This window comes from Saccharopolyspora sp. NPDC050389, assembly GCF_040655595.1.
Classification (GTDB): Bacteria; Actinomycetota; Actinomycetes; order Mycobacteriales; family Pseudonocardiaceae; genus Saccharopolyspora.
This window is the reverse complement of record NZ_JBFAKG010000052.1, coordinates 1-20,988: the sequence shown is the minus strand read 5'-3', so window position 1 is coordinate 20,988 and position 20,988 is coordinate 1. Positions and strand designations below refer to the sequence as shown.

21 protein-coding genes are annotated in these 20,988 nt (G+C 69.8%); 10 read left to right on the top strand and 11 right to left on the bottom strand.

Going from position 1 to position 20,988, the window contains the following annotated elements; translation table 11 throughout:
• The 5 genes from AB0I53_RS29620 to mbhE form a co-directional block, all read right to left on the bottom strand.
• Window positions 1-552 (bottom strand): Na+/H+ antiporter subunit E, encoded by a 552-nt coding sequence (locus tag AB0I53_RS29620; RefSeq protein WP_358609977.1) that lies wholly within the window; start codon window positions 550-552, stop codon window positions 1-3.
• Complete coding sequence (locus tag AB0I53_RS29615) at window positions 545-2,080, bottom strand: Na+/H+ antiporter subunit D (protein ID WP_358609974.1); 1,536 nt, start codon at window positions 2,078-2,080, stop codon at window positions 545-547. The genes AB0I53_RS29620 and AB0I53_RS29615 overlap by 8 nt, the downstream gene beginning before the upstream one ends.
• A gap of 214 nt (window positions 2,081-2,294) precedes the next feature.
• The gene (locus tag AB0I53_RS29610) at window positions 2,295-2,726 is read right to left on the bottom strand and encodes a Na(+)/H(+) antiporter subunit C (RefSeq protein WP_358609972.1); all 432 of its coding nucleotides are present in this window, start codon (window positions 2,724-2,726) and stop codon (window positions 2,295-2,297) included.
• Entirely contained in the window at window positions 2,723-3,268 is a 546-nt protein-coding gene (locus AB0I53_RS29605) for an MnhB domain-containing protein (RefSeq protein ID WP_358609969.1), read from the bottom strand. Before AB0I53_RS29605 ends, AB0I53_RS29610 begins: the two co-directional genes overlap by 4 nt.
• The gene (mbhE, locus tag AB0I53_RS29600) at window positions 3,265-5,643 is read right to left on the bottom strand and encodes a hydrogen gas-evolving membrane-bound hydrogenase subunit E (RefSeq protein WP_358609966.1); all 2,379 of its coding nucleotides are present in this window, start codon (window positions 5,641-5,643) and stop codon (window positions 3,265-3,267) included. Before mbhE ends, AB0I53_RS29605 begins: the two co-directional genes overlap by 4 nt.
• A gap of 440 nt (window positions 5,644-6,083) precedes the next feature.
• Here mbhE and AB0I53_RS29595 point away from each other — a divergent pair, with 440 nt between their 5' ends.
• The 5 genes from AB0I53_RS29595 to AB0I53_RS29575 all read left to right on the top strand — a co-directional run bounded on the left by AB0I53_RS29595 (window position 6,084) and on the right by AB0I53_RS29575 (window position 11,604).
• Window positions 6,084-7,784 carry a serine/threonine-protein kinase gene (locus AB0I53_RS29595; protein WP_358609963.1) on the top strand — a complete coding sequence of 567 codons (1,701 nt, stop codon included), beginning with the start codon at window positions 6,084-6,086 and terminating at the stop codon, window positions 7,782-7,784.
• A 104-nt stretch (window positions 7,785-7,888) separates the two neighbouring features.
• Window positions 7,889-8,698, top strand: a complete 810-nt coding sequence (locus tag AB0I53_RS29590) for a purine-nucleoside phosphorylase (protein WP_358609960.1) — start codon at window positions 7,889-7,891, stop codon at window positions 8,696-8,698.
• Between the two features lie 122 nt (window positions 8,699-8,820).
• Window positions 8,821-10,452, top strand: a complete 1,632-nt coding sequence (locus AB0I53_RS29585) for a phospho-sugar mutase (RefSeq protein WP_358609957.1) — start codon at window positions 8,821-8,823, stop codon at window positions 10,450-10,452.
• Between the two features lie 2 nt (window positions 10,453-10,454).
• Window positions 10,455-10,907, top strand: coding sequence for an NAD(P)H-dependent oxidoreductase (locus AB0I53_RS29580; protein WP_093266990.1), 453 nt, complete (start codon window positions 10,455-10,457; stop codon window positions 10,905-10,907).
• A 361-nt stretch (window positions 10,908-11,268) separates the two neighbouring features.
• Window positions 11,269-11,604 (top strand): hypothetical protein, encoded by a 336-nt coding sequence (locus tag AB0I53_RS29575; RefSeq protein WP_358609954.1) that lies wholly within the window; start codon window positions 11,269-11,271, stop codon window positions 11,602-11,604.
• A gap of 188 nt (window positions 11,605-11,792) precedes the next feature.
• Here AB0I53_RS29575 and AB0I53_RS29570 read toward each other — a convergent pair whose 3' ends face one another.
• Window positions 11,793-12,173, bottom strand: a complete 381-nt coding sequence (locus AB0I53_RS29570) for a death-on-curing protein (RefSeq protein WP_358609951.1) — start codon at window positions 12,171-12,173, stop codon at window positions 11,793-11,795.
• A gap of 14 nt (window positions 12,174-12,187) precedes the next feature.
• Complete coding sequence (locus AB0I53_RS29565) at window positions 12,188-12,394, bottom strand: type II toxin-antitoxin system VapB family antitoxin (protein ID WP_358609948.1); 207 nt, start codon at window positions 12,392-12,394, stop codon at window positions 12,188-12,190.
• A 53-nt stretch (window positions 12,395-12,447) separates the two neighbouring features.
• Between AB0I53_RS29565 and AB0I53_RS29560 the strand changes: the two genes are divergently transcribed.
• Window positions 12,448-13,038, top strand: a complete 591-nt coding sequence (locus tag AB0I53_RS29560; protein WP_358609945.1) for a TetR/AcrR family transcriptional regulator — start codon at window positions 12,448-12,450, stop codon at window positions 13,036-13,038.
• Between the two features lie 91 nt (window positions 13,039-13,129).
• On the opposite strand, the gene AB0I53_RS29555 is transcribed toward AB0I53_RS29560, so the two are convergent.
• From AB0I53_RS29555 to AB0I53_RS29545, 3 genes are all read right to left on the bottom strand, one after another.
• Complete coding sequence (locus tag AB0I53_RS29555) at window positions 13,130-14,482, bottom strand: glycoside hydrolase family 18 protein (RefSeq protein WP_358609943.1); 1,353 nt, start codon at window positions 14,480-14,482, stop codon at window positions 13,130-13,132.
• 290 nt (window positions 14,483-14,772) lie between these two features.
• The gene (gene upp / locus AB0I53_RS29550; protein ID WP_358609940.1) at window positions 14,773-15,396 is read right to left on the bottom strand and encodes a uracil phosphoribosyltransferase; all 624 of its coding nucleotides are present in this window, start codon (window positions 15,394-15,396) and stop codon (window positions 14,773-14,775) included.
• 75 nt (window positions 15,397-15,471) lie between these two features.
• Window positions 15,472-16,167: a TetR/AcrR family transcriptional regulator gene (locus tag AB0I53_RS29545; RefSeq protein WP_358609937.1), complete on the bottom strand. Its 696-nt coding sequence runs from the start codon at window positions 16,165-16,167 to the stop codon at window positions 15,472-15,474.
• A gap of 109 nt (window positions 16,168-16,276) precedes the next feature.
• Between AB0I53_RS29545 and AB0I53_RS29540 the strand changes: the two genes are divergently transcribed.
• From AB0I53_RS29540 to AB0I53_RS29530, 3 genes are all read left to right on the top strand, one after another.
• The gene (locus tag AB0I53_RS29540) at window positions 16,277-17,839 is read left to right on the top strand and encodes an FAD-dependent monooxygenase (RefSeq protein WP_358609934.1); all 1,563 of its coding nucleotides are present in this window, start codon (window positions 16,277-16,279) and stop codon (window positions 17,837-17,839) included.
• A 78-nt stretch (window positions 17,840-17,917) separates the two neighbouring features.
• Window positions 17,918-18,157 carry a hypothetical protein gene (locus AB0I53_RS29535; protein WP_358609931.1) on the top strand — a complete coding sequence of 80 codons (240 nt, stop codon included), beginning with the start codon at window positions 17,918-17,920 and terminating at the stop codon, window positions 18,155-18,157.
• Between the two features lie 114 nt (window positions 18,158-18,271).
• On the top strand, window positions 18,272-18,931 hold the full coding sequence (locus tag AB0I53_RS29530) for a TetR family transcriptional regulator (RefSeq protein ID WP_358609928.1): 660 nt from the start codon (window positions 18,272-18,274) through the stop codon (window positions 18,929-18,931).
• Window positions 18,932-18,961: 30 nt separating this feature from the next.
• Here AB0I53_RS29530 and AB0I53_RS29525 read toward each other — a convergent pair whose 3' ends face one another.
• Window positions 18,962-20,095: a glutathione-independent formaldehyde dehydrogenase gene (locus AB0I53_RS29525; protein ID WP_358609925.1), complete on the bottom strand. Its 1,134-nt coding sequence runs from the start codon at window positions 20,093-20,095 to the stop codon at window positions 18,962-18,964.
• 180 nt (window positions 20,096-20,275) lie between these two features.
• On the opposite strand from AB0I53_RS29525, the gene AB0I53_RS29520 reads away from it, so the two are divergent.
• The gene (locus AB0I53_RS29520; RefSeq protein ID WP_358609922.1) at window positions 20,276-20,860 is read left to right on the top strand and encodes a CU044_2847 family protein; all 585 of its coding nucleotides are present in this window, start codon (window positions 20,276-20,278) and stop codon (window positions 20,858-20,860) included.
• The last annotated feature ends 128 nt before the right edge of the window (window positions 20,861-20,988 follow it).

Sequence of the window (20,988 nt, the reverse complement as noted above, 5' to 3'; positions counted from 1 at the left end):
TCACCCCTCCTGTCCGCTCACCAGCGCCACCTCGTTCGCCGAGCCGACCGCCTGCACCACCCGCCGCTCCAGGGCCAGCACCTCGCGTCGCACCGACTCGACGTCCTCGGCCCGCATGCCGAGCGCGTAGACGTAGCAGATCCGGTTGACCCGGTCGATCTGCAGGACGAACTTGCCGGGCGCCAGCGACACCGCGTTGGCGACCATCGCGGTGATGTGGTCGGAGTCGGTCTGCAGCGTCACCGCGACGATGCCCGCCTTCGCGTTCGGCCCGTGGCGCAACGCCTGCCAGGACACCCGCGCCGTGGAGCTCACCAGGTCCCACGCGAGGTAGGCGACGAGCTGCAGCAACCGCAGCGGGCGCACCACGATGTTGGTGTTGATCGGCGGCAGCGGGAACATCGTGGACACCAGCAGCGCCACCACCAAGCCGAAGAACAGCGTGCCGAGGTCGAAGGTGCCCCACAGCATCACCCAGACCACGGTCAGCCAGGCCACCAGCGGCAGCCGTTGGAGCAGCCGCCGCCGGCGGCCGATCGCCTGCTCATTCACCGGCAACACCTCCCAGCACCGCGGTCCGATAGGTCTCGCCGTGCATCAGGTCGGTCGCCGCCCGCCCGCTGACGTCGGCCAGCGGACCCGCCACCACGGCGATCACCACGCTCGCCGCCACCAGCACGCCGGTCGCGACGACCATCGGCCGGTTCGACGTGGCCGTGCCGACGACCAGCTCGTCGGTGGGATCCGGGTCCGGCTCCGGCGCCTTGACCTGGCCCCAGAACGCCCGGGTCCACACCCGCGCCATCGCGTACAGGGTGAGCAGGCTGGTCAGCACCGCGCCGCCGGTGACCGCGTAGGCCGTCCAGGTGCCCGCGCCGACACCGGCCTGCAGCAGCGCCAGCTTGGCGACGAAGCCCGAGAACGGCGGCACCCCGGCCAGGCTCAGCGCGGGCAGCGCGAACAGCACCGCGATCAGCGGCGCTGCCTTGGCCAGCCCGCCCATCCTGGTCAGCGCCACCGTGCCGGTGTGCCGCGTGATCAACCCGCTGACCAGGAACAACGTGGCCTGCACGGTGATGTGGTGCACCACGTAGAGGATCACCCCGGTCAGCCCGATCACGTCGTAGACGCCGAGCCCGAACAGCATGTACCCGATGTGGCTGACCAGTAGGAACGACAGCAGCCGGTTGAGGTCGTTCTGGGCCAGCGCGCCCAGCGCGCCGACGATCATGGTGATCAGCGCGATGCCCAGCATCAGGTTCCAGCTCTCGGAATGGCTGAAGACCAGCGTCTGGGTGCGGATCAGCGCGTAGATGCCGACCTTGGTCAGCAGGCCGGCGAACACCGCAGTGACCGGCGCGGGCGCCGTCGGATAGCTGTCCGGCAGCCAGAAGTGCAGCGGCACCATCGCCGCCTTCACCCCGAAGACGATCACCACCAGCAGCGCGAGCGCGATCTGCAGCCCGTCCGGGAGGTGCTGCACCTTCTCGCCGAGGTCGGCCAGGTTGACCGTGCCGGTGGAGGCGTACACCAGCGCGATCATCGTGATGAACAGCAGCGACGACGCCAGGCTGACGATCGTGTAGGTCATGCCCGCGCGGATGCGGGTGGCCGTGGTGCGCCGGGTGATCAGCACGTACGACGAGCTCAGCATGATCTCGAAGGCGACGAACAGGTTGAACAGGTCGCCGGTGAGGTACGCCAGCGACACGCCCGCGCACAGCACCAGGTACATCGGGTGGAACGTGGTGCTGGAGCGCTGCCGGCCGTAGTCGGTGATGCGCTGGCCGATCGAGTAGATCAGCACCGCGAACGTGACCACCGACGAAACCAGCAGCAGCAGCGCCGAAAGCCGGTCCGCGACCAGGGTGATGCCGAACGGCGCCGGCCAGGCGCCCATCTGCAGCACCACCGGGCCGTAGCGGTCCGCGACGTACAGCAGCACCGCGGCGTCGACGATGATCCCGCCGAGCACGATGAGCCCGAGCGCGCGCTGGATGTCGGCGAACCGGCCCAGCGCCAACGACAGTCCGGCAGCGGCCAGCGGCAGCAGAACGGGCAGGGCCACCAGGACCGTCACTGAGTGGCCTCCTTGATATCCGCTCGGGTCGATTTGCTCAGCGGTGCGGGTGGCGGCCCCCCTGCGGGAGTTACGGTCGCCGCCTCGCTGTGGGATCCCCGATTTGTGTATGACCACGCGGCATCGGGGCTGTCCTCGCGAGGCGACCCCTGAGAACCCGCGGCGGTGCAAGTTGCACAAGTGGTTGAAAGCGGCTGACGCCGCTTGCCTGACGTCACCGTTCCGCCCCCAACCCGCGAGCCTCCTTCGCCAGTTCCTCGGTGCTGTCGTCCTCGGATTCCGCCAGGCGCCGTTCCATCCGCTGGATGCGCCGGTCCTCCACATCGTCGCGGACCTCGTCGTGGCCGAGCAGCGTCCACGACCGGTACGCCAGCGCCAGCAGGAAGGTGGTCAGCGCGAAGGTGATCACGATCGCGGTGAGCGCCATCGCCTGCGGCAGCGGATCGGCCATCTCGTTCAGCGGCGTGGTGCCGATCATCGCGGCGCCGGCGGGCGGGCCGCCGGCGGTCTGCAGCAGGAGGTTCGAGCCGTGCCCGAGGATCACGATGCCCAGCAGGATCCGCATCAGCGAGCGCTGCATCAGCAGGTAGAAGCCGACCGAGTACAGCACCGCGAGCACGACCGCCATCGTCAGGTTGATCGTCATCGCTGCCCCCTGGCCGCCGCCTCGACGTCGGCTTCGATGCCCGCGCCCAGGGTGCGCAGCAGGTCCAGCACCACGCCGACGATCAGCACGTACACGCCGGTGTCCAGCAGCACGCTGGAGACGAACTTGATCTCGCCGAGCAGCGGCACCGCGAACTTGTAGATCGCGGTCTCCAGGATCTGCCCGCCGAACAGCAGCGGCAGGAACGCGGAGGTGGTCGCGATGGTCAGGCCGATGCCGATGAGCACCGGCGGACGCATCGAGACGATGGCGCTGTCGTCCATCCGGCCACCGGCCAGGTAGCGCAGCACGAACGCCTGCCCGGCGACCAGGCCGCCGCTGAAGCCGCCGCCGGCCCGGTCGTGCCCGGCGAACAGCAGGTAGATCGACAGCACCAGCACCGTCGGGAAGATGATCCGGGACGCCAGCTCCAGCAGCACGGTCCGCTGCATCCCCTCGCGGGGGAAACCGGAGAGCAGCCACCGTTCGCTCGGGGCGTCCCAGGTCGTCCAGGCCGGCTTGGGCTTCGTCGGCGAGGTCATTCGCGCACCTCCTCCTGCTGCTTGGCCAGGGTCGGGGTCTTGATCCGCGGCGACGTCGCCGCGCGGGTGCTGCGTTTCCGGCGTTCGTGCCGGGAGGCCAGGATCAGGCTGGCGACGCCGGTCGCGGCGACCGCGAGCACCGCGATCTCGCCGACGGTGTCGAAGGCGCGGAAGTCGACGATGATCGCGTTGACCACGTTGGTCGCGCCGGCGCCCTTCTCGGCGTTCGCGATGAACTCCGCGCTGGCCTCCGGCGGTGCCTGCCGGGCCGCGCTGAAGATGACCGCGGCCAGCGAGATGAACACGCCGGTCGCGCCGGCGATGATCGCCTTGGGCACCCGCAGCGCCTTCGTGGTCGCGGTTTCGGTCTGCGTGAAGCGCACCGGCAGCCGGCGCAGCACGAACACGAACGCCACCAGCGTCAGCGTCTCGACGAGGAACTGCGCCAGCGCCAGGTCCGGGCCGCCGTCCACGATGAACAGCCCGCCGATGCCGTAGCCGACGACGCCGACCAGCAGCACCGCGGTCAACCGCCGCCGCGAGCGCAGCACGGCGATCGCCGCGACGATCACCACGATCGCCAGCGGCAGCTGCAGGAGGTTGTCGTAGGCGCGCAGGTCTTCCGGCACGCTGGCCCGCACCACCAGCGCCGAGCCGGGGATCGCCAGCACGGTCAGCAGGATGATGCCGAGGTAGGTCGGCAGCGAACCGACCTGCAGGCGGCCGGTGACGCCGACCGCGACCCGCTCCAGCAGCGCCATGATCCGCTCGTACCCGCGCTGGGCGTCCAGCAGCCGCGGCAGCCGGTTGCGCAGCGCGGTGAAGCGGGTGCGCCCGAGGTGCAGCGCGACACCGCCGGCCACGGCGATCGCCGACAGCAGCAGCGGCAGCGTCCAGCCGTGCCACAGCCCCAGGTGGTACGGGTCGGCGCCTGCCGGGAAGGCGCTGGCGTAAGCGCTGGTCAGCCCGTCGACGACCGGATAGCCGATGCCCAGGAAGACGCCCGCGGCGGCGGGCAGCGCGGCGGGCACCAGGGCCTCGGGACCGGCCGGTTTCGCCTCGGTCGGGGCGATGTCGCGCTTGTCCGCGAAGGCGCCCCACAGCAGCCGCAGGCTGTAGGCGACGGTCAGCATCGAGCCGGCCACCAGCACCACGTCCACCAGCGGTTCCGGGCCGGAACCGCCGAGGTAGGCGCTGAACGCCGCCTCCTTGCCGACGAAGCCGAGCATCGGCGGCAGCCCCGCCATCGACGCCGCGCCCAGGGTCGCGATCCCCGCCAGCCACGGCATCCGGCGGCCCAGACCGGACAGCTCCCGGATGTCGCGGGTGCCCGCCTGGTGGTCGATGATGCCGACGACCAGGAACAACGTCGCCTTGAACAGGCCGTGGGCCAGCAGCATCGCGGTCCCGGCGACCGCCGCGGTGTAGGTGCCGGTGCCGAGCAGCACCATCAGGAAACCGAGCTGGCTGACCGTGCCGTAGGCGAGCAGCTTCTTCAGGTCGTACTCGTGCAGCGCCCGCCAGCCGCCCACCAGCATGGTGGCCAGGCCGAACACCACGGCCGGCAGCCACCACTGCGGCACGCCCGCGAACACCGGCCCCAGCCGGGCCACCAGGAACACACCGGCCTTGACCATCGACGCGGCGTGCAGGTAGGCGCTGATCGGCGTCGGCGCCACCATCGCGGCGGGCAGCCAGTTGTGGAACGGCAGCTGCGCTGACTTGGTGAACGCGCCGACCAGGATCAGCACCGCGGCCACCGCGACCGGCGTGCCGCCCGGCGGGTTCGCGATCAGCTCGGAGATCCGGTAGGTGCCCGCGGACTCGCCGAGCACGACGAAGCCCAGCAGCATCACCAGCCCGCCCAGGCTGGTGATCATCAGCGCCTGCAGCGCCGACCGCCGCGACTCGCGGCTGATCCCGGCCTGCCCGACGAGCAGGAACGAGCAGATCGTGGTCAGTTCCCAGAAGACGTAGACGGTGATCAGGTCGTCGGCGAAGACCAGCCCGAGCATCGCGCCTGCGAAGGCCAGCAGCAGCGGCGCGGACCGCCGCGCGTCACCGCCACCGCGGCTGAAGTACGTGTCGGAGTAGATCAGCACCAGCGAGCCGATGCCGGCCACCAGCACGGTCATCAGCAGCCCGAGCGGGTCCAGCCGGAAGCTGAGCTCCAGCCCGATCAGCGGTGCCCACGCGACCGTCTCGGTGATCACCTGCCCGGACAGCACCGGTTGCGCCTGCGCCAGCACCCAGACCAGCGCCGCGGCCGGTGGGACGGCCGCGGTCAGGAACGCGGCTCGGGTACTGCGCCGGGCGAGGAACGGGAGCGCCAAAGCAACCAGCAGGTGCACGATGACGAACGCGAGCAAGGGCACCTCCTCGACGCCGATTGGTCGTGGTCACCCGGACCCGCCGACTCCCGACCACCGGGATTGTTCGTCACCGTCGACACAGGCGCACCGCGACGATCGATGTCGCGGCAGTGCAATCGCTGCGCGTATCGGCTTGAGGAAGGCTCGGGCCACCGATGAACAGCGAGGTCCGATCGCGGCCCAACTTATCCGAAACGTACGTATTCGGGCCAGTCAGGCTCCGGCGGCATATTGGCCGATGGGAGGCCGTTTTTCGTTGCGACGAAATGACCTTTGGCGGCATCGGGGGTGCTGCCGCGGCGACCGTCGGCGTGGGATTGTTCACTTTTCGTAACGCTGATACGGATACCCAGGGTGATCGTTGCGACGGCGTCGGTAATGATCGCAGCTGAGCAACGATACTCGCCGGTTCCGCCAAAACCGATCCGTCGACCATGGAAAATATGACCGTGCCCACGGATAGCTACGACCCCAACACCCTGGCCGGCGCAGGGCGGTTGATCGGGGACCGATACCGCTTGGACGGCAAGCTCGGCGGCGGTGCGATGGGCACCGTTTGGTCCGGCACGGACGAACTGCTGCGGCGGCAGGTGGCGATCAAGGAGGTCAAGCTGCCGCCGGGGATGCCGGACGAGGAGGCCGCCGAGATGCGCGAGCGCGCGCTCCGGGAGGCCCGAGCCATCGCCGTCCTGTCGCATCCCAACGTCGTCACGCTCTACGACGTGGCGCGCGAGGACGGCGAGCCGTTCGTGGTCATGGAGCTCGTGCCGTCGCAGAGCCTCGCCGAGATCCTCAGCAAGCACGGTGCGCTCCACGACCACCAGCTGGCGGTGATCGCCGACGGCGTCGCCTCCGGGCTGGAGGCCGCGCACCGGGCGGGCATCGTGCACCGCGACGTCAAGCCCGGGAACGTGCTGATCGGCGACGACGGCCGGATCAAGGTCAGCGACTTCGGGATCTCCCGCAACATCGCCGAGCACACCATCACCAGCACCGGCATCCTGCTCGGCACCCCGGCGTTCATCGCCCCGGAGGTCGCCGCTGGCGAGGGCGTGACCGCCGCCGCCGACCTGTGGGGGTTCGGCGCGACGATGTTCGCCGCGGCCGAGGGGCGCGCGCCCTACGACGTCAGCAACGATCCGGTGGCCACCGTGACCGAGGTGGTGCGCGGTCCCGTGCCGGTGGTCACCAGGCCCGGCCCGATCGGCGACATCATCCGGGGCCTGATGGTCAAGGACCCGGCGCAGCGGATGCCGCTGACCGAGGCGCGCCGCCGGATCCAGCACCTGCTGCCCGAGCCAGGCGTCCGCCCCTTCTCGATGCTGCTGGACCCGGACGCACCGACGGTGAAGGTGCGGCAGCTGGTGTCGCCGCCGCCGGCCCAGCAGCCCGTGTTCGCGCCGGCTTCGGCGCCGCTGGCCAGCAATCCCGGCCTGCCGCCGTTCGCGTTGAAGGAACCGCCGCCGCAGCCGCGCCGCAGGTCGCCGCTGGCGGTGCTCGCACTCGGCGTCGCCGCGATCGTGCTCTTCGCCGCCGCGCTGGCCGGCGGCTTCGCCGCGACCCGGCTGATCGCGGGCCAGTCGGTGCTGCCGGACTCCACGCCGCCGGTCGTCGAGCCCGACCCGTCGGTGACGCGGCTGAACCTGATCAGTCACAGCGACAACGCGAAGCACAGCGCCGCGCTGACCGGTGGCGAGTTCACCATCATGGCCCCGGGCGATCCCGGCTGGCGGCTGTTCATCAGCGAGCGCAACGACTTCGCCAACAGCGCGGTCGTGTCCTTCGTGTCCCCGGACGGCACCACGGAGATCGCCGTCCAGCGCTACGGCAACTTCTTCGGCGTCGGCTACGAGATGTCGGACTACGAGAAGGAGCTGCGGAAGTCCGGTGCGGGCACGGATCGCGAGGTGACCGTCGAATCCAGCTCCGCCGACGGCGGCGGCGACCGGCAGCGGCTGAAGTACACGACGATCGAGAAGCCCCAGTTCAGCCAGCTGGTCCCGGATCGGCGGCTCAGCACCGCGGCGGAGCTGAGCCGCCACGGCAACGACCTCTGGATCGTCCGGGTGACGGTGCCGAACAGCCATGCGTCGACCGGGGAACTGGTCCTCGACCAGGTCCAGGACAGCCTGCAGACCGGCTAGCCGCTCGGGTCCGGTGAGTTCTCGGCTCTGCAGCGCTCGAAAGCGCTTGCGGCGGGTGTTGAACCGGCACCGTCCGGGCTTGGTACGGACTAAGCTGCGCGGCCGTGACGTCTACGACTGCTTCCGACCCTGCCGCCGCTGCGCAGGCGGCCGCCGCCAAGCTCGCCGAGATCACCGGCACCGACCGCCACGACCTGGTCGTCGTGCTCGGTTCCGGCTGGCAGCCCGCCGCCGAGGAGATCGGCCGGCCCACCACCGAGCTGAGCATGTCCGACCTGCCGGGCTTCGCCGAGCCGGGCGCGATCGGGCACAGCGGCAAGGCCTGGTCGTTGCAGGTCGGCGACAAGCGGGTGATGGTCATGCTCGGGCGGACGCACCTATACGAGGGCAAGGGCATCGATCCGGTGGCGCACGGCGTGCGGACCGCGATCGCCGCCGGTTGCCGGACGGTCGTGCTCACCAACGCCGCCGGCGGGCTGCGCGAGGGCATGCAGGTCGGTCAGCCCGTGCTGATCAGCGACCACGTCAACATGACCGCGCGGTCGCCGCTGGTCGGCGCGAACTTCGTGGACCTCACCGACCTGTACTCGCCGCGGCTGCGGGAACTCGCCCGCGGCATCGATTCCTCGCTGGAGGAAGGCGTGTACGCCGGCTTGCCGGGCCCGCACTTCGAGACGCCGGCGGAGATTCGGATGCTGCGCGGGCTCGGCGTCGACCTGGTCGGGATGTCCACCGTGCTGGAGGCCATCGCGGCCCGCGCCGAGGGCGCCGAGGTGTTCGGGCTGTCGCTGGTGACGAACCTGGCCGCCGGGCTGAGCGGGCAACCGCTGAACCACCAGGAGGTCCTGGACGCCGGTCGCGCCTCGGCCAGCCGGATGGGCAAGCTGCTGCGTTCCCTCGTCGAGGCGGCGTGAGCGGCGCTCTTGCCTGGCTCTCGGCCAGGTGCTGAAGTCGGCGTGACGATTGTGGTCGTGAGCGGTTTGGATTGCCATAGCAGTCCAAACCGCTCACGACGCGACGGAGCTCAGGAGGCGATGTGACGCTCGACGCGCAGCTGCGCGAGGCCGCCCGGCAGTGGATCGCCGGCGACGTTGACCCGCGGACCCAGGCCGAGCTGCAGCTGCTGCTCGATGCCGACGCCCCGGAGCTCGCGGATCGGATGTCCGGCATGCCGCAGTTCGGCACCGCCGGCCTGCGCGCGGCGGTGCGCGCAGGCGCGAACGGGATGAACCGCGCCGTGGTCGTGCGCACGACCGCGGGCGTGGCCGCCTGGTTGACCGAGCACGGTCACGGCGGCGGTGTAGTCGTGGTCGGTCGCGATGCGCGGCACCGCTCGGAGGACTTCGCCACCGACGCCGCCGGGGTGCTGGCGGCCGCCGGTTTCGACGTGCGGATGCTGCCCGAGCCGCTGCCGACGCCGGTGCTGGCGCACGCCGCCCGCGCGCTGCGCGCCGTCGCGGGCATCCAGATCACCGCTTCGCACAATCCACCGCAGGACAACGGATACAAGCTGTACCTGCGCGGCGGCATCCACCTGGTGAGCCCGGTCGACACCGAGATCGAGGCGGCGATCGCCGCGACTCCGGCGGCGAACGCGGTGCCGCGCAAGGAAAGCTGGTCGATCCACGACTCCGCCCTGGACGACTACCTCGCGCGGGTGGCGACGCTACCGCGCGGCGACGCGCGAACGCTGCGGATCGCGGCGACCGCGTTGCACGGCGTCGGCGCGCAGCCGCTGCGGCAGGCGCTGCATCGCGCTGGTTTCGACGACGTGCATCTCGTTGCGTCCCAAGCGAAACCGGACCCGGACTTCCCCACCGTCGGCTTCCCGAACCCGGAGGAGCCGGGGGCGACCGACGAGCTGCTGGCGCTGGCCGCCGAGATCGACGCGAACCTGGCGATCGCGCTGGATCCGGACGCCGACCGGTGCGCGCTCGGCGTCCGGGAGGACGGCGCCTGGCGGATGTTGCGCGGCGACGAGACCGGCGTCCTGCTCGCCCAGCACATATTGTCCACAGTGGACAAGAAGGCCGATCCGCTGGTGGCGACGACGATCGTGTCCGCGACCATGCTGCGCTCGATCGCCGCCGAGTTCGGCGTCCGCTACGACGAGACGCTGACCGGGTTCAAGTGGCTGGTGCGCGCCGGCGACGGCGCCGGAACCGGCCTGGTCTACGCCTACGAGGAGGCGCTCGGGCACTGCGTCGACCCGGATGCCGTGCGCGACAAGGACGGCATCTCCACCGCCGTCCTGGGCAGCGACCTGGCCGCCACCTTGAAGGCGTCCGGGAGCGGCCTGCCGGAGCTGCTCGACGAGCTGTCCACGAAGCACGGCGTGCACCAGACCGGCCAGGTTTCCGTGCGCGTCACGGATCTGAGCGTGATCCCGCGGATCATGCGACAGCTCCGCGAGCAGCCGCCGACCAGCCTCGCGGAGACCACTGTGGACGTCGAGGACCTGTTGCCGGACACCGATGCGCTGGTGATCACCGGCGCCGGTGGGCTCCGGGTCGTCATCCGCCCGTCCGGCACCGAACCCAAGCTCAAGTGCTACCTGCAGGTCGTCGAGCACGTCGGCGAACTCCCGCTGGCGGCGGCGAAGCAGCGGGCCGCGGGCCGGCTCGACGCGCTGAAGCAGGCGGTTTCCGATCTGGTGCGGGGAGACTGACGATGCCGAGGCTGCTGATCGTGCACCACACGCCGTCGCCGGGCATGCAGGCGATGTTCGAGAAGGTCGTCGCGGGCGCCACGACCGACGAGATCGAGGGCGTCGAAGTGGTGCGGCGACCGGCGTTGAGCGCCACCGCCAGCGACGTTCTGGAAGCCGACGGTTACCTACTCGGCACGCCGGCGAACCTCGGCTACATCAGCGGCGCGCTCAAGCACTTCTTCGACACGATCTACTACCCGTGCCTGGATTCGACGATCGGCCGGCCGTACGGCTGCTACGTGCACGGCAACGAGGGCGTGGAGGGCGCGCTGCGCGCGATCCGGTCGATCACGACCGGCCTGTCGTGGCAGCAGGTCGCGGAACCGGTGACCGTGCTCGGCCAGCCGGACAAGGACGCGCTGGAGGCCTGCTGGGAGCTCGGCGCGACCGTCGCGGCCGGGCTGATGCCCTGAACGGCCACAACAGTGTTTCCGCACTCCCGGAACGAGCGGCGTTATCGTACGAAAACGGCACTCACCATGCGTGCGAGGCGACGGTTTCGCGCGAAATCGCCACGCTTCGCGACCAACCCCAGTTGATCTTGATAGACACGACCGGAGTAACCTGATCGTGTCGTCGGGGCGCGCCCCTTGACGGCAGCGGGGCGCCCAGGACAAAGCCCGCCTTCCCTCATCAACGTGCGATGCCCAGGGCGCCCCGCACCTTGCGCATGGTAGTCAGCCGACCGGTCCGACCAGCTCAGCAGGCCGATCCGGGGAAACTGCGCGGGCCCTCCAGCAGCATTTGCACCGTCGCAGGGGTTACCCTGCGACAGTGAGTGAGGAAGCGATCCGACTCGAACTCGACGACTCCGGCGTCTCCGTGGATCTCCCACAGCCCCCCGGTCCACACGATCAGGTTCAGGGCGTTCCCTACCGACCTGTCGAGTTCCGCGACGACGACCTACCAGCCGCCCTGGAGCGGTCCGCCCAATGGCTTCGCGAAGCCCAGAACTGGCTGGGTGAACCCATCGATGTCATCGCAGTCCACCTGGACTACGACGATCGCGAAGGTTCTCCCTACTACGATCTCAAGTTGCTCTGCAACGAAGAGGATCTGGCAGGCGCACCGATTGCCATGAGGAGACTCCAGAGCGGAGCCGTCGGCTAGGGCCCGAGTACCGGCATTCCCGCGTGGTCGGCCGACCACCGCGAGCAAGTGCCGAAACACCCGACCTCGGCCGCAGATCGAACGAATTGAGCGCGACGGCCCGCCCGGACTCCCGGGCGGGCCGTCGCCGTTTCGGGGCCCGTCGCCGCGAATCTCGCCTCGCATCAAGGGTTTGCGGCACGGCCGGGTCAGATCTTGGGTTTGGCCCAGCGTTCCAGGTGATCCGCCACTTCGGGAAGCTCCCGCTGGTCGCGGCCGACCTCGCGGACCAGCACCAGCGCCGCGTCGTCGTCGGCCTCCACCCACCAGCCGTTCACGTCGCACATCGCCACCGCGGCCACCCAGGCCAGCCGCCAGTTGCCGCCGGCCAGCGGCCGGGTGCGCACGATCGAATCCAGCAGCGCGGCCGACTTCAGCCACAGGGTCTCGTAGGCCGGCACGCCGAGGACCTCCGCGCGCGGTCGGTACGCCGCGGCGTCAAGCAGTCCACTGTCCCGCACCAGCAGGTCTCCGTCGGACACCGCGGTCGCGAGCAGGAGCAGATCGGACGTGTCGAGATATACGGTCACTGCTCAATAGTCGATCATGAAGGGCCGAGCTTGTCCAACAATCCCCGGTATCGCGGCAGAACGCGCTGCATCACGTCGTCCAGCTGCTGTTCCTTCTGCTGACGCGCCCAGCGTTCGGCCAGCGCGCTGCGCACGACCTCCTGCTTGGACCGCCCCTCGACCGCCGCCAGCTCGGCGAGCCGCTGGTTCTCTTCCTCGGTTAGGCGCAAGGTCATGGCCATGCGGTAGATGGTATCGCGCTGATACCACTCGATAAAGGCGCTACTTTCGGTCAATGGCAAGACCGCGAGCGCACGACGAAGCCCTCCGCACCCGCCTGCTGGACCGGGCCGGAGAGCTGCTGTCCGCGCACGGCCCGGAGGGGCTGAGCCTGCGTCGCCTCGCCGCGGACGCGGGCACCTCGACCACGGCGGTGTACTCGCTGTTCGGCGGCAAGCCGGGGCTGGTCCGCGAGCTGTACGTGGAGGGCTTCCGCCGGCTGTGTGACCGGATGGAGCGGGTGACGCGCACCGGCGACGCGGAGCAGGACCTGACCGCGCTGGGCCACGCCTACCGGGACAGTGCGCTGGCCAACCGGCACTTCTACTCGATCATGTTCGGGCACGCGGTGCCCGACTTCACGCCCGACGAGCAGGCTTGGGAGCAGGCGCTGCGCAGCATCGAGCCGCTGCGGGAGGCGATCGCAAAGGCCATCGAGGCCGGCGAGCTGATCGACGCCGATCCGGCCGAGGTCGTCTTCGCCGCGTGGGCGTTGGTGCACGGCCTGGTTTCGCTGGAGCTGAGCGGTTCGGCGCCGAACGGAGACGAGCGCAGCGCCCGCTATGAACGGGCGCTGCGCAACGGTTTTGCCGGTTGGAGGCGCTGACCCCGAGCGACGGGGGGTTCCTCGGGGCCAGCGCGTCGTGCGCGGTCTTGACCGGCTGCCATGACCGCTCACGACTGCTTCGGGGAACCTGTCAGCCGAGGGCCTTGTGGATGGCGGTCATCAACTCGCCTTCTGGCGTGTCTCCGTCCATCGACCACACCATCGCGCCACCGAGGCCCTGCTGCTTGAGGTACTCGACCTTGCGGGTGATCTCGGCCGCGTCGTCGAAGGTCCAGAACGTGGTTCCGTCGTAGATCCAGGCGTGACCGGCCTTCTCGTCGCGGTGCAGGGTGAACGAGCCGGACTTGGCCTTGAGCACCTTGTAGTCCTCGATGCCGGCCTCGTACTTGGCCGGGGCGGGGCCGGTCGAGCTCTGGAACAGGCCGTTGTTCTGGTTCGGCACGCCGGTCCAGCCGCGGCCGTAGAACGGCACGCCGAGCACCATCTTGTCGTTCGGCGCCCCGGCGGTGCGCCAGGCGTTGATCGTCTGGTCGATGCTCCACTTCTCCGGCGACGGGTCGCCTTCCGGGCTGTAGATCGCCGACTGGTGGTTCGTCGTCGGCTCGTACGCGCCGTGCAGGTCGTAGCCCTGGATCGTGCCGAAGGTGAGCAGGTCGAAGACCTTGGGCACCTCGTAGCCCGCCTCGATCTTCTTCGGGTCGGCGGGCAGGAATGCGCTGATGTCGTAGGTCTTGCTCGTCTCCTGGCCGACGGCGTCGAGCTGGGTGCGCCATTCCTGCAGCAGCGCGGTGTAGTTCTGCTTGTCGGCCGGGTCGACGACGTTGCCGGGGCCGCCCTCGGAGGCGGGCCACTCCCAGTCGAGGTCGACGCCGTCGAAGATGCCCGCGGCGACGCCGTCCCCGCCCTGCGGCTCACCGATCTTCGGCATGTTGCCGCGGATCCACATGTCGATGCAGGACTTGACGTGCGCGGCGCGGGATTCGGGGGTCGCCGCGGCCGCGTGGAAGTTCTTCGACCAGGTCCAGCCGCCGAAGGAGATGTAGACCTTCAGGCCGGGGTGCTTCGCCTTGAGCTGCTTGAGCTGGTTGAGGTTGCCCGCCAGCGGCTGGTCGTAGGCGTCGGCCGTGCCGTTGACGGTCTGCTCGGCGGTGAAGCGGCGCTGGTAGTCGGCCCAGGCGTCGCCTTCCCCCGCCTGGTTGACCTGGAAGCACTTGCCGCCGGCGTCGAGGTTGCCGAAGGCGTAGTTGAGGTGCGTCAGCTGACCGGCGGCACCGGAGGTGTCGAGGTTCTTGACGAAGTAGTTGCGGTCGTAGATCGACCACTGGGTGAAGTAGCCGACCTTGCGGGCGGCGGCCTGCGGTTGGGGATCGGCCGTGGTGTCGGTGGCCCCGGCCGGGGCGGCCAGCGCGGGCAGCCCCAGGGCGAGGATCGAGGCGAGCAGCACCGGCAGTCGGAACGGGAAGCTGCGTCGTCGAGCGGACATGGCGACTCCTGCGTCATCGGGGGGATCGCTCAATGTGGTATAGACCATATTCGGATCAGGTCTAGACCAGATAGCGCCTATTCGGCCCAATAACGCTGCTGCGGGCGGTCGCGAACGGGAAGTGAAAGTCCGGGTAAGAAATGGGATTTTCACTCACCGAGCCGAAAGATCCGGCACCGATATCAAGTTTCCGCTGGCCACGGGGCCGTGTGTACTTTGTGTTGCTATAGCAGCACAAAATACGCACGGCCCCGTGCCTGCAGAAATATCGCGCCGCGCTCCGGAGGGAGTTACACCGTGCCGTATTCGCGGTCTCCCGCGTCGCCGAGGCCCGGGACGATGAATCCCGACTCGTTGAGGCGCTCGTCCACGCTCGCGGTCACCACTCGCACCGGCAGGCCGGACTCCTCCAGCCGGCGCACGCCCTCTGGGGCGGCCAGCGTGCAGATCGCCGTGACGTCGCTGGCGCCGCGGTCGGTCAGCAGGCTGATCGTGTGCACCATCGAGCCGCCGGTGGCCAGCATCGGGTCCAGCACGAGCACCGGGCGGCCGGAGAGGTCGGCGGGCAGGGACTCCAGGTACGGCGTGGGCTGCAGCGTCTCCTCGTCCCTGGCCAGGCCGACGAAGCCCATCTGCGCCTCCGGGATCAGCCGGTGCGCCTGGTCGGCCATGCCGAGGCCGGCCCGCAGCACCGGCACCAGCAGCGGCGGGTTCGCCAGCCGGTAGCCGTTGGTGCGCGCCACCGGGGTGTGGATCGGCTCCACCGCGACCTCGGCGTCCCGCGTCGCCTCGTAGATGAGCATCAACGTCAGCTCTTGTAGAGCGGCGCGGAACGCGGCGCTGTTGGTGCGCGCATCGCGCATTGTGGACAGCCTTGCCTTCACGAGGGGGTGGTCCACGACCCGAACGTCCATGACCGACAACAGTAACCGCCTGCATCGCGAAGCACGTTGCCGCTGCTCAACAACGTGTCGCCGGTCGCAGACCCGCTACTCGGCGTGGGCGGCGATGCCCTGGACGAGGAGGTCGAGGCCGAACTCGAAGCGCTCGTCCTCATCGCCGGACATCAGCGCCGGGAGCAGCGCGACGATCGTCGGGAACCGCTGCGCCGGGAGCTCGGCGAAGTACTGCCCGACCATCTTCATCCGTTCGCCGCGCTCCGCGTCGCTGAGTCCGAAGTCCGCGCTGCGCTCCATGGCGACCGCCGTGGCGAACAGGGCGAGGATGTCTACGGAGAACGCCACCACGCGGTCGGAGAGCCCCGCCGAGCTGAGGATGGCCATCATCGCCTCGGAGACGTCCAGCGCGTTCGGCCCGGCCGGAGCCGGGGTGCGCATCACGACCTGGGCGATGCCGGGATGCGCCGTGAGCACCTGCACCTGCTGGCGGATCAGGTCCTTGAGCGTCTCCTGCCACTTCTCCGGGTCGAGCTCCGGCACCCGCATCTCGCCGATCACGAGGTCGAGCATCAGCTCGTGCAGCTCGTCCTTGTTGCGGACGTAGGCGTAGAGCGAGGCCGCGCCGGTGCCGAGCCGCTGCGCGACCTTGCGCATGCTCACGGCGTCCAGGCCTTCGCTGTCGAGCAGCTCGAGCGCGGTGCGCACGATCAGCTCCAGGCTCAGCGGCCGTTTCGCCGGCCGGTCGCGCGCGGCGCGCTGCTGCCAGGGCGGAACGGGCAGGGACATCGCTCACCACTTCCCAGATCGTGTTGCGAACACCGTACTTGACTCGAACACCGTTCGCGAGTAGAACAGCGTTCGTTACACGAACACCGTTCGCAAAGAGGGGTCACCGATGTCCGAACGAACTCCAGTCCTGATCGTCGGCGCCGGGCTGTCCGGCCTGTCGACCGCCGTTTTCCTCGGCCTGCACGGCACACCGTCGCTGGTGGTGGAGCGCCACCCGGGCACCTCCACCCACCCGAAGGCGCGCGGCCAGCAGCACCACGCGATGGAGGCGCTCCGCCTCGCCGGCCTCGAAGCCGCCATGATCGAGGCGTCGCCCAAGAGCCAGGGATTCCTGTTGCGCATAGCGGAAAGCGCGAGCGGCCCGGTGTTCCGCGAGATCCTGCACGACACCTTCGCGCCGCTCGACCACCTGACGCCGGCGGGCGCGGCCGACGCCAGCCAGGCGAGCGCGGAACGCATCCTGGCCGAGCGCGCCCGCGAACTGGGCGCCGAGATCCGCTTCTCCACCAGGCTGGAATCCTTCGAGCAGGACGAGAACGGCGTCCGCGCGGTGCTTTCCGACGCCACCGGAACCCGCGAAGTGCACGCCGACTACCTGATCGCCGCCGACGGCCACCGCAGCCCGATCCGCGAGCGGCTCGGCATCGGCACCCACGGCCGCGGCACCATCAGCCACTCGGTCCACTGGCTGATCCGCGCCGACCTGTCGGCCGCCGTCGGCGATCGCCAGGTCATGTACTACCTGCAGAATCCGAAGCTCTCCGGCGGCAGCGGCGTGCTGGCCAGCACCGATCACCCCGACCAGTTCGTGGTCGGCGTCGGCTACGACCCGGCGCACGAGGATCCGGCGGACTTCACCGAGGCGCGCAGCCTGGAGCAGATCCGGCTGGTCACCGGCGTGCCCGAGCTCGACGTCGAGATCCTGGCGACGGACGCCACGGTGGCGACCATGCAGGTGGCCGACCGGTTCAGCGCCGGCCGGGTGCACCTGGTCGGCGACGCCGCGCACACCATGCCGCCGCACGGCGGAATGGGCGGCAACACCGCCCTGATGGACGGCTTCTACCTGGCGTGGAAGCTCGCGGCGGTGCTCCGGGGCGAGGCCGGGCCGGGGCTGCTCGACAGCCACGACGCGGAGCGCCGGCCGGTGGGCGAGCTGGTCGCGGAGAACCAGTTCCGGAACGCCATCGTGCGCAATCGGCCCGACCTGGCCGAAGAGGGCGACGCGCCGCCGATCGAAGACCCGGCCGTGCTGCTGTTCGGCTACCGGCACAACGGCGCGGTCGTCCGGGAACCCGGCGACGAGGGCGAGCTCCTGGAGGACGCGACCCGCCCGACGGGCCGCCCGGGTTCGCGCGCTCCGCACGTTCGACTGTCCACTCCGGACGGAGAGGTGTCCACGATCGACCTGTTCGGTCGGGGTTTCGTGCTGCTCACCGGATCCGAGGCGTGGGCCAGGGCCGCCGAAGAGGTCGCCGCCACCCTGAAGGTCCGCCTCGATCCGCTTTTGATCGGCGGCGAGGTGACCGGTGACTGGACCGGGCCGTACGGGGTCGGCGCGGACGGGGCCGCGCTGGTTCGCCCGGATCGCTTCATCGCTTGGCGCAGCCAGGGCCCCGGCACCGGCGCCGACCTGGAGAAGGCGCTACGCACGATCCTCGACCGCTGAGCCGGCACCTTCCGCGAGGCCACGCGGCCGGAGAGGTTCCCGATCTTGACAAATAACCGCGCTCACCGGCGCTGGAAGGTGACCGTAAACAATGCGCTGACCATCATCGACGACTCCGACATCGTCCGGCCCGAACACGCCGTCGAGATGTTCCGCCACTTCGGCGGCGGCATCATGGGCGACACCCCCGAAGGACTGCCCAACGCACAACTGGCGATCCTGCCCGGCACCTCCCACATCACCGCACCACACCACCCCGAACTGCTACCGCCGATGATCCCGGCCTTCCTCGACGCACTCGTCAAGAACGCCCGATGATCATCGAATCCACCCGGGCGGGCCGCTTCGGCCCGCCCGGGTGGATTGGCGAAACGCCAGCGTTAACCCGGTTAAAATATTTACCGAGCAAGCGCCCGTGTTAGCCTCGGTGACGTGGCAGAACAAGTCGGTCTCCGGGAGCGGAAGAAGCAGCGGACCCGCGCGGCGATCGCGGACGCGGCGATCGCGATGTTCCTCGAATCCGGCTTCGACGAGGTCTCCTGCGCCGACGTCGCCGCGCGGGCCGAGGTGTCGAAACCGACCCTGTTCAAGTACTTCCCGGCCAAGGAAGACCTGGTGATGCACCACATCGCCGACCACGAAGGCGAAGCGGCGGCGGTGGTCCGGGACCGGGCGGCGGGCGAAGATCCGCTCGCCGCGCTGCGGCGGCACCACCTGGCGGCACTCGACGCGCACGATCCGGTCACCGGCCTGAACGACAGCCCGGAAACCCGGGGCCTCCACCGGTTGATCGAGAACACGCCCAGCCTGTCGGCCCGCCTGCTCGGTTTCGCGGAAAGACGGGCCGAAGCGTTGGAGGGCGCGCTCGTCGAAGCCGGCGCGCCGGCGGGCATCGTGGCTCGCATCGCGGCGCACCAAGTGGTGACGACGATCCGAGTGCTCGCCGAGGAGAACGTCCGCCAGATCTCCGGCGGCCGAACCCCCGACGAGCTCTACCCGGAGGCGGTCTCCGCCGCCGAGTGCGCCTTCGACATGCTGCGCACCGGCGTCAACGACATCTGCGGCTCGCCGGAGCGCCACCCCGCGCCGTGAGTGGCTGTGCGACAGCCACTCACGACAGGATCACGGGTGCAGGACGACCTTGGTGTAGCCCTCGATTCGCTGGTCGAACTTGCGGTAGGCGTCCGGGGCTTCCGTGAGGGACAGCTCGTGCGAGACGACGAAGCTGGGCTTGGCCCGACCCGCGATGATCATGTCCCGCAGCTGCCGGTTGTAGCGCTTCACGTTGCACTGACCGGTGCCGATGACCTGGCCCTTCTCGAACATCCGGCCGACCGAGACCAGCAGCATCCCCTTCTTCGCCTCTTCGTTCGGCCCACCGGGATCTGCCGGCACGTACAGGCCGGGCACGCCCAGCCGACCGGTCGGGCGCACCGTCTCGATCAGCGAGTTCAGCACGATCGCCGGTTCCTCCTTCGAACCGTCGCCCACCTGCGCCTGGTAGCCGACCGCGTCGACGCCCTTGTCGGTGCCCTCGCCGTCCGTCTGCTCCTTGATCATCTCGACCGGGTCGCCCGCGGAGAAGTCGATCGGGGTCGCCCCCATCTCCTCCGCCTTGGCCAGCCGCTCCGGCACGCGGTCGACGGAGAACACCCGCGCCGCGCCGCGCAGCAGCGCCGAGTAGGCGGCCATCAGCCCGACCGGTCCGGCCCCGTACACGACGACGCTCTCGCCCGGCGAGACCTGGGCGAGCTCGCAGCCGTGGTAGCCGGTCGGGAAGATGTCGGCCAGCAACACGAAGTCGGCCTCGTGGCTGCCGTCGGCCGGCAGCGTCAGGCAGTTGAAGTCGGCGAACGGCACCCTCAGGTACTCAGCCTGCCCACCGGTGTAGGGCCCCATCGCGACGTAGCCGTAGGCGCCGCCGGCGAAGCCGGGGTTGACGGTCAGGCAGAAGCCGGTGTTGCCCGCCATGCAGTTCTTGCAGAAGCCGCAGGCGACGTTGAACGGCATCACGACCCGGTCGCCGCGGTTCAGGCTGGCTACGCCGGAGCCGATCTCTTCGATGATGCCCATGTTCTCGTGCCCGAACACGATGCCCGGTTCGGCCGCCGTCCGGCCCTCGTACATGTGCAGGTCGGAGCCGCAGATCGCGGTCGAGGTGATCCGCACGATCACGTCGTTCGGGTGCTGGATCGTCGGCCGGTCCACCTCGTTGATCGCGACCGAGAAGGGCTCCTGGTACACGACTGCCTTCATCGTTGACACCTCCGAGTGGAAGACGCGCGAATTCCATCTGCCTGCCGACCAGGGACTACCCCGCCCGGGAAGCCCCGAGACACGGACGGTCGTCACCCGAACGAGGGCCGTGCGAGGAGTTGCCGGAACTCCGCCCGCCGACGGGCGATCTTGGGCTGACTCCGATCAGGCCCCGCAGAGATGGCACAGCTGGTCAAGATGCCGCTGGACGACGGCGGCGAACTGCTCATCGAGACCGTGGACGGCCAGGGCTCGATCCCGGTCGGCGGAGCCGGGAAGGTCGTGCAGGCCTCCGAGACCGTGCAGAAGGCGATGGGCAGCATCCGATCCGCGGCGGAGGCCGTGCTCGGAGAGCTGCGCGCGATGGAACAGCCGCCGTCGAAGGTCGACGTGCAGTTCGGCATCAAGGTCACCGGCGAAGCCACACCAGCGACGACTTCCCGCTGCCGGACCGCCCGGCGACCGCGACGAGATCCTGTCGATCACGTGCGCGCAAGTGGCGATCACGTCCGGCGCGACCAGGAAGCCCGCGCCCAGGATGCGGCCGCCCTCGCGGAGCCGGACGAGGCCGAATGGAGCGGATCGGCCGCGAAGCCGTTCGGCAGGTTGTTCCTGAACCACTTCAGTGGCCCGACGGACTCGATCCCGTTCGACCCCGAGCAGTGGTTCCACGACCTGCGCCGGATCTCGGACCGGGAGTTCGCCGAGCAGGAGGAGCCGCTGCTGCCGAAGGGCGTGGATCACGCACGGCCATGCGATGGGTGATCGTGAGTGTTTTGGACTGCTATAGAGGCTGTCTGGGATGTTGTCGGGTGGGGTTGCAGTAGGGCGGCTTGTGCGTTCGGGGTGGTGGAGCGAACGGCCTGTTCGCCTCGTCTATCGGGACGAACGGC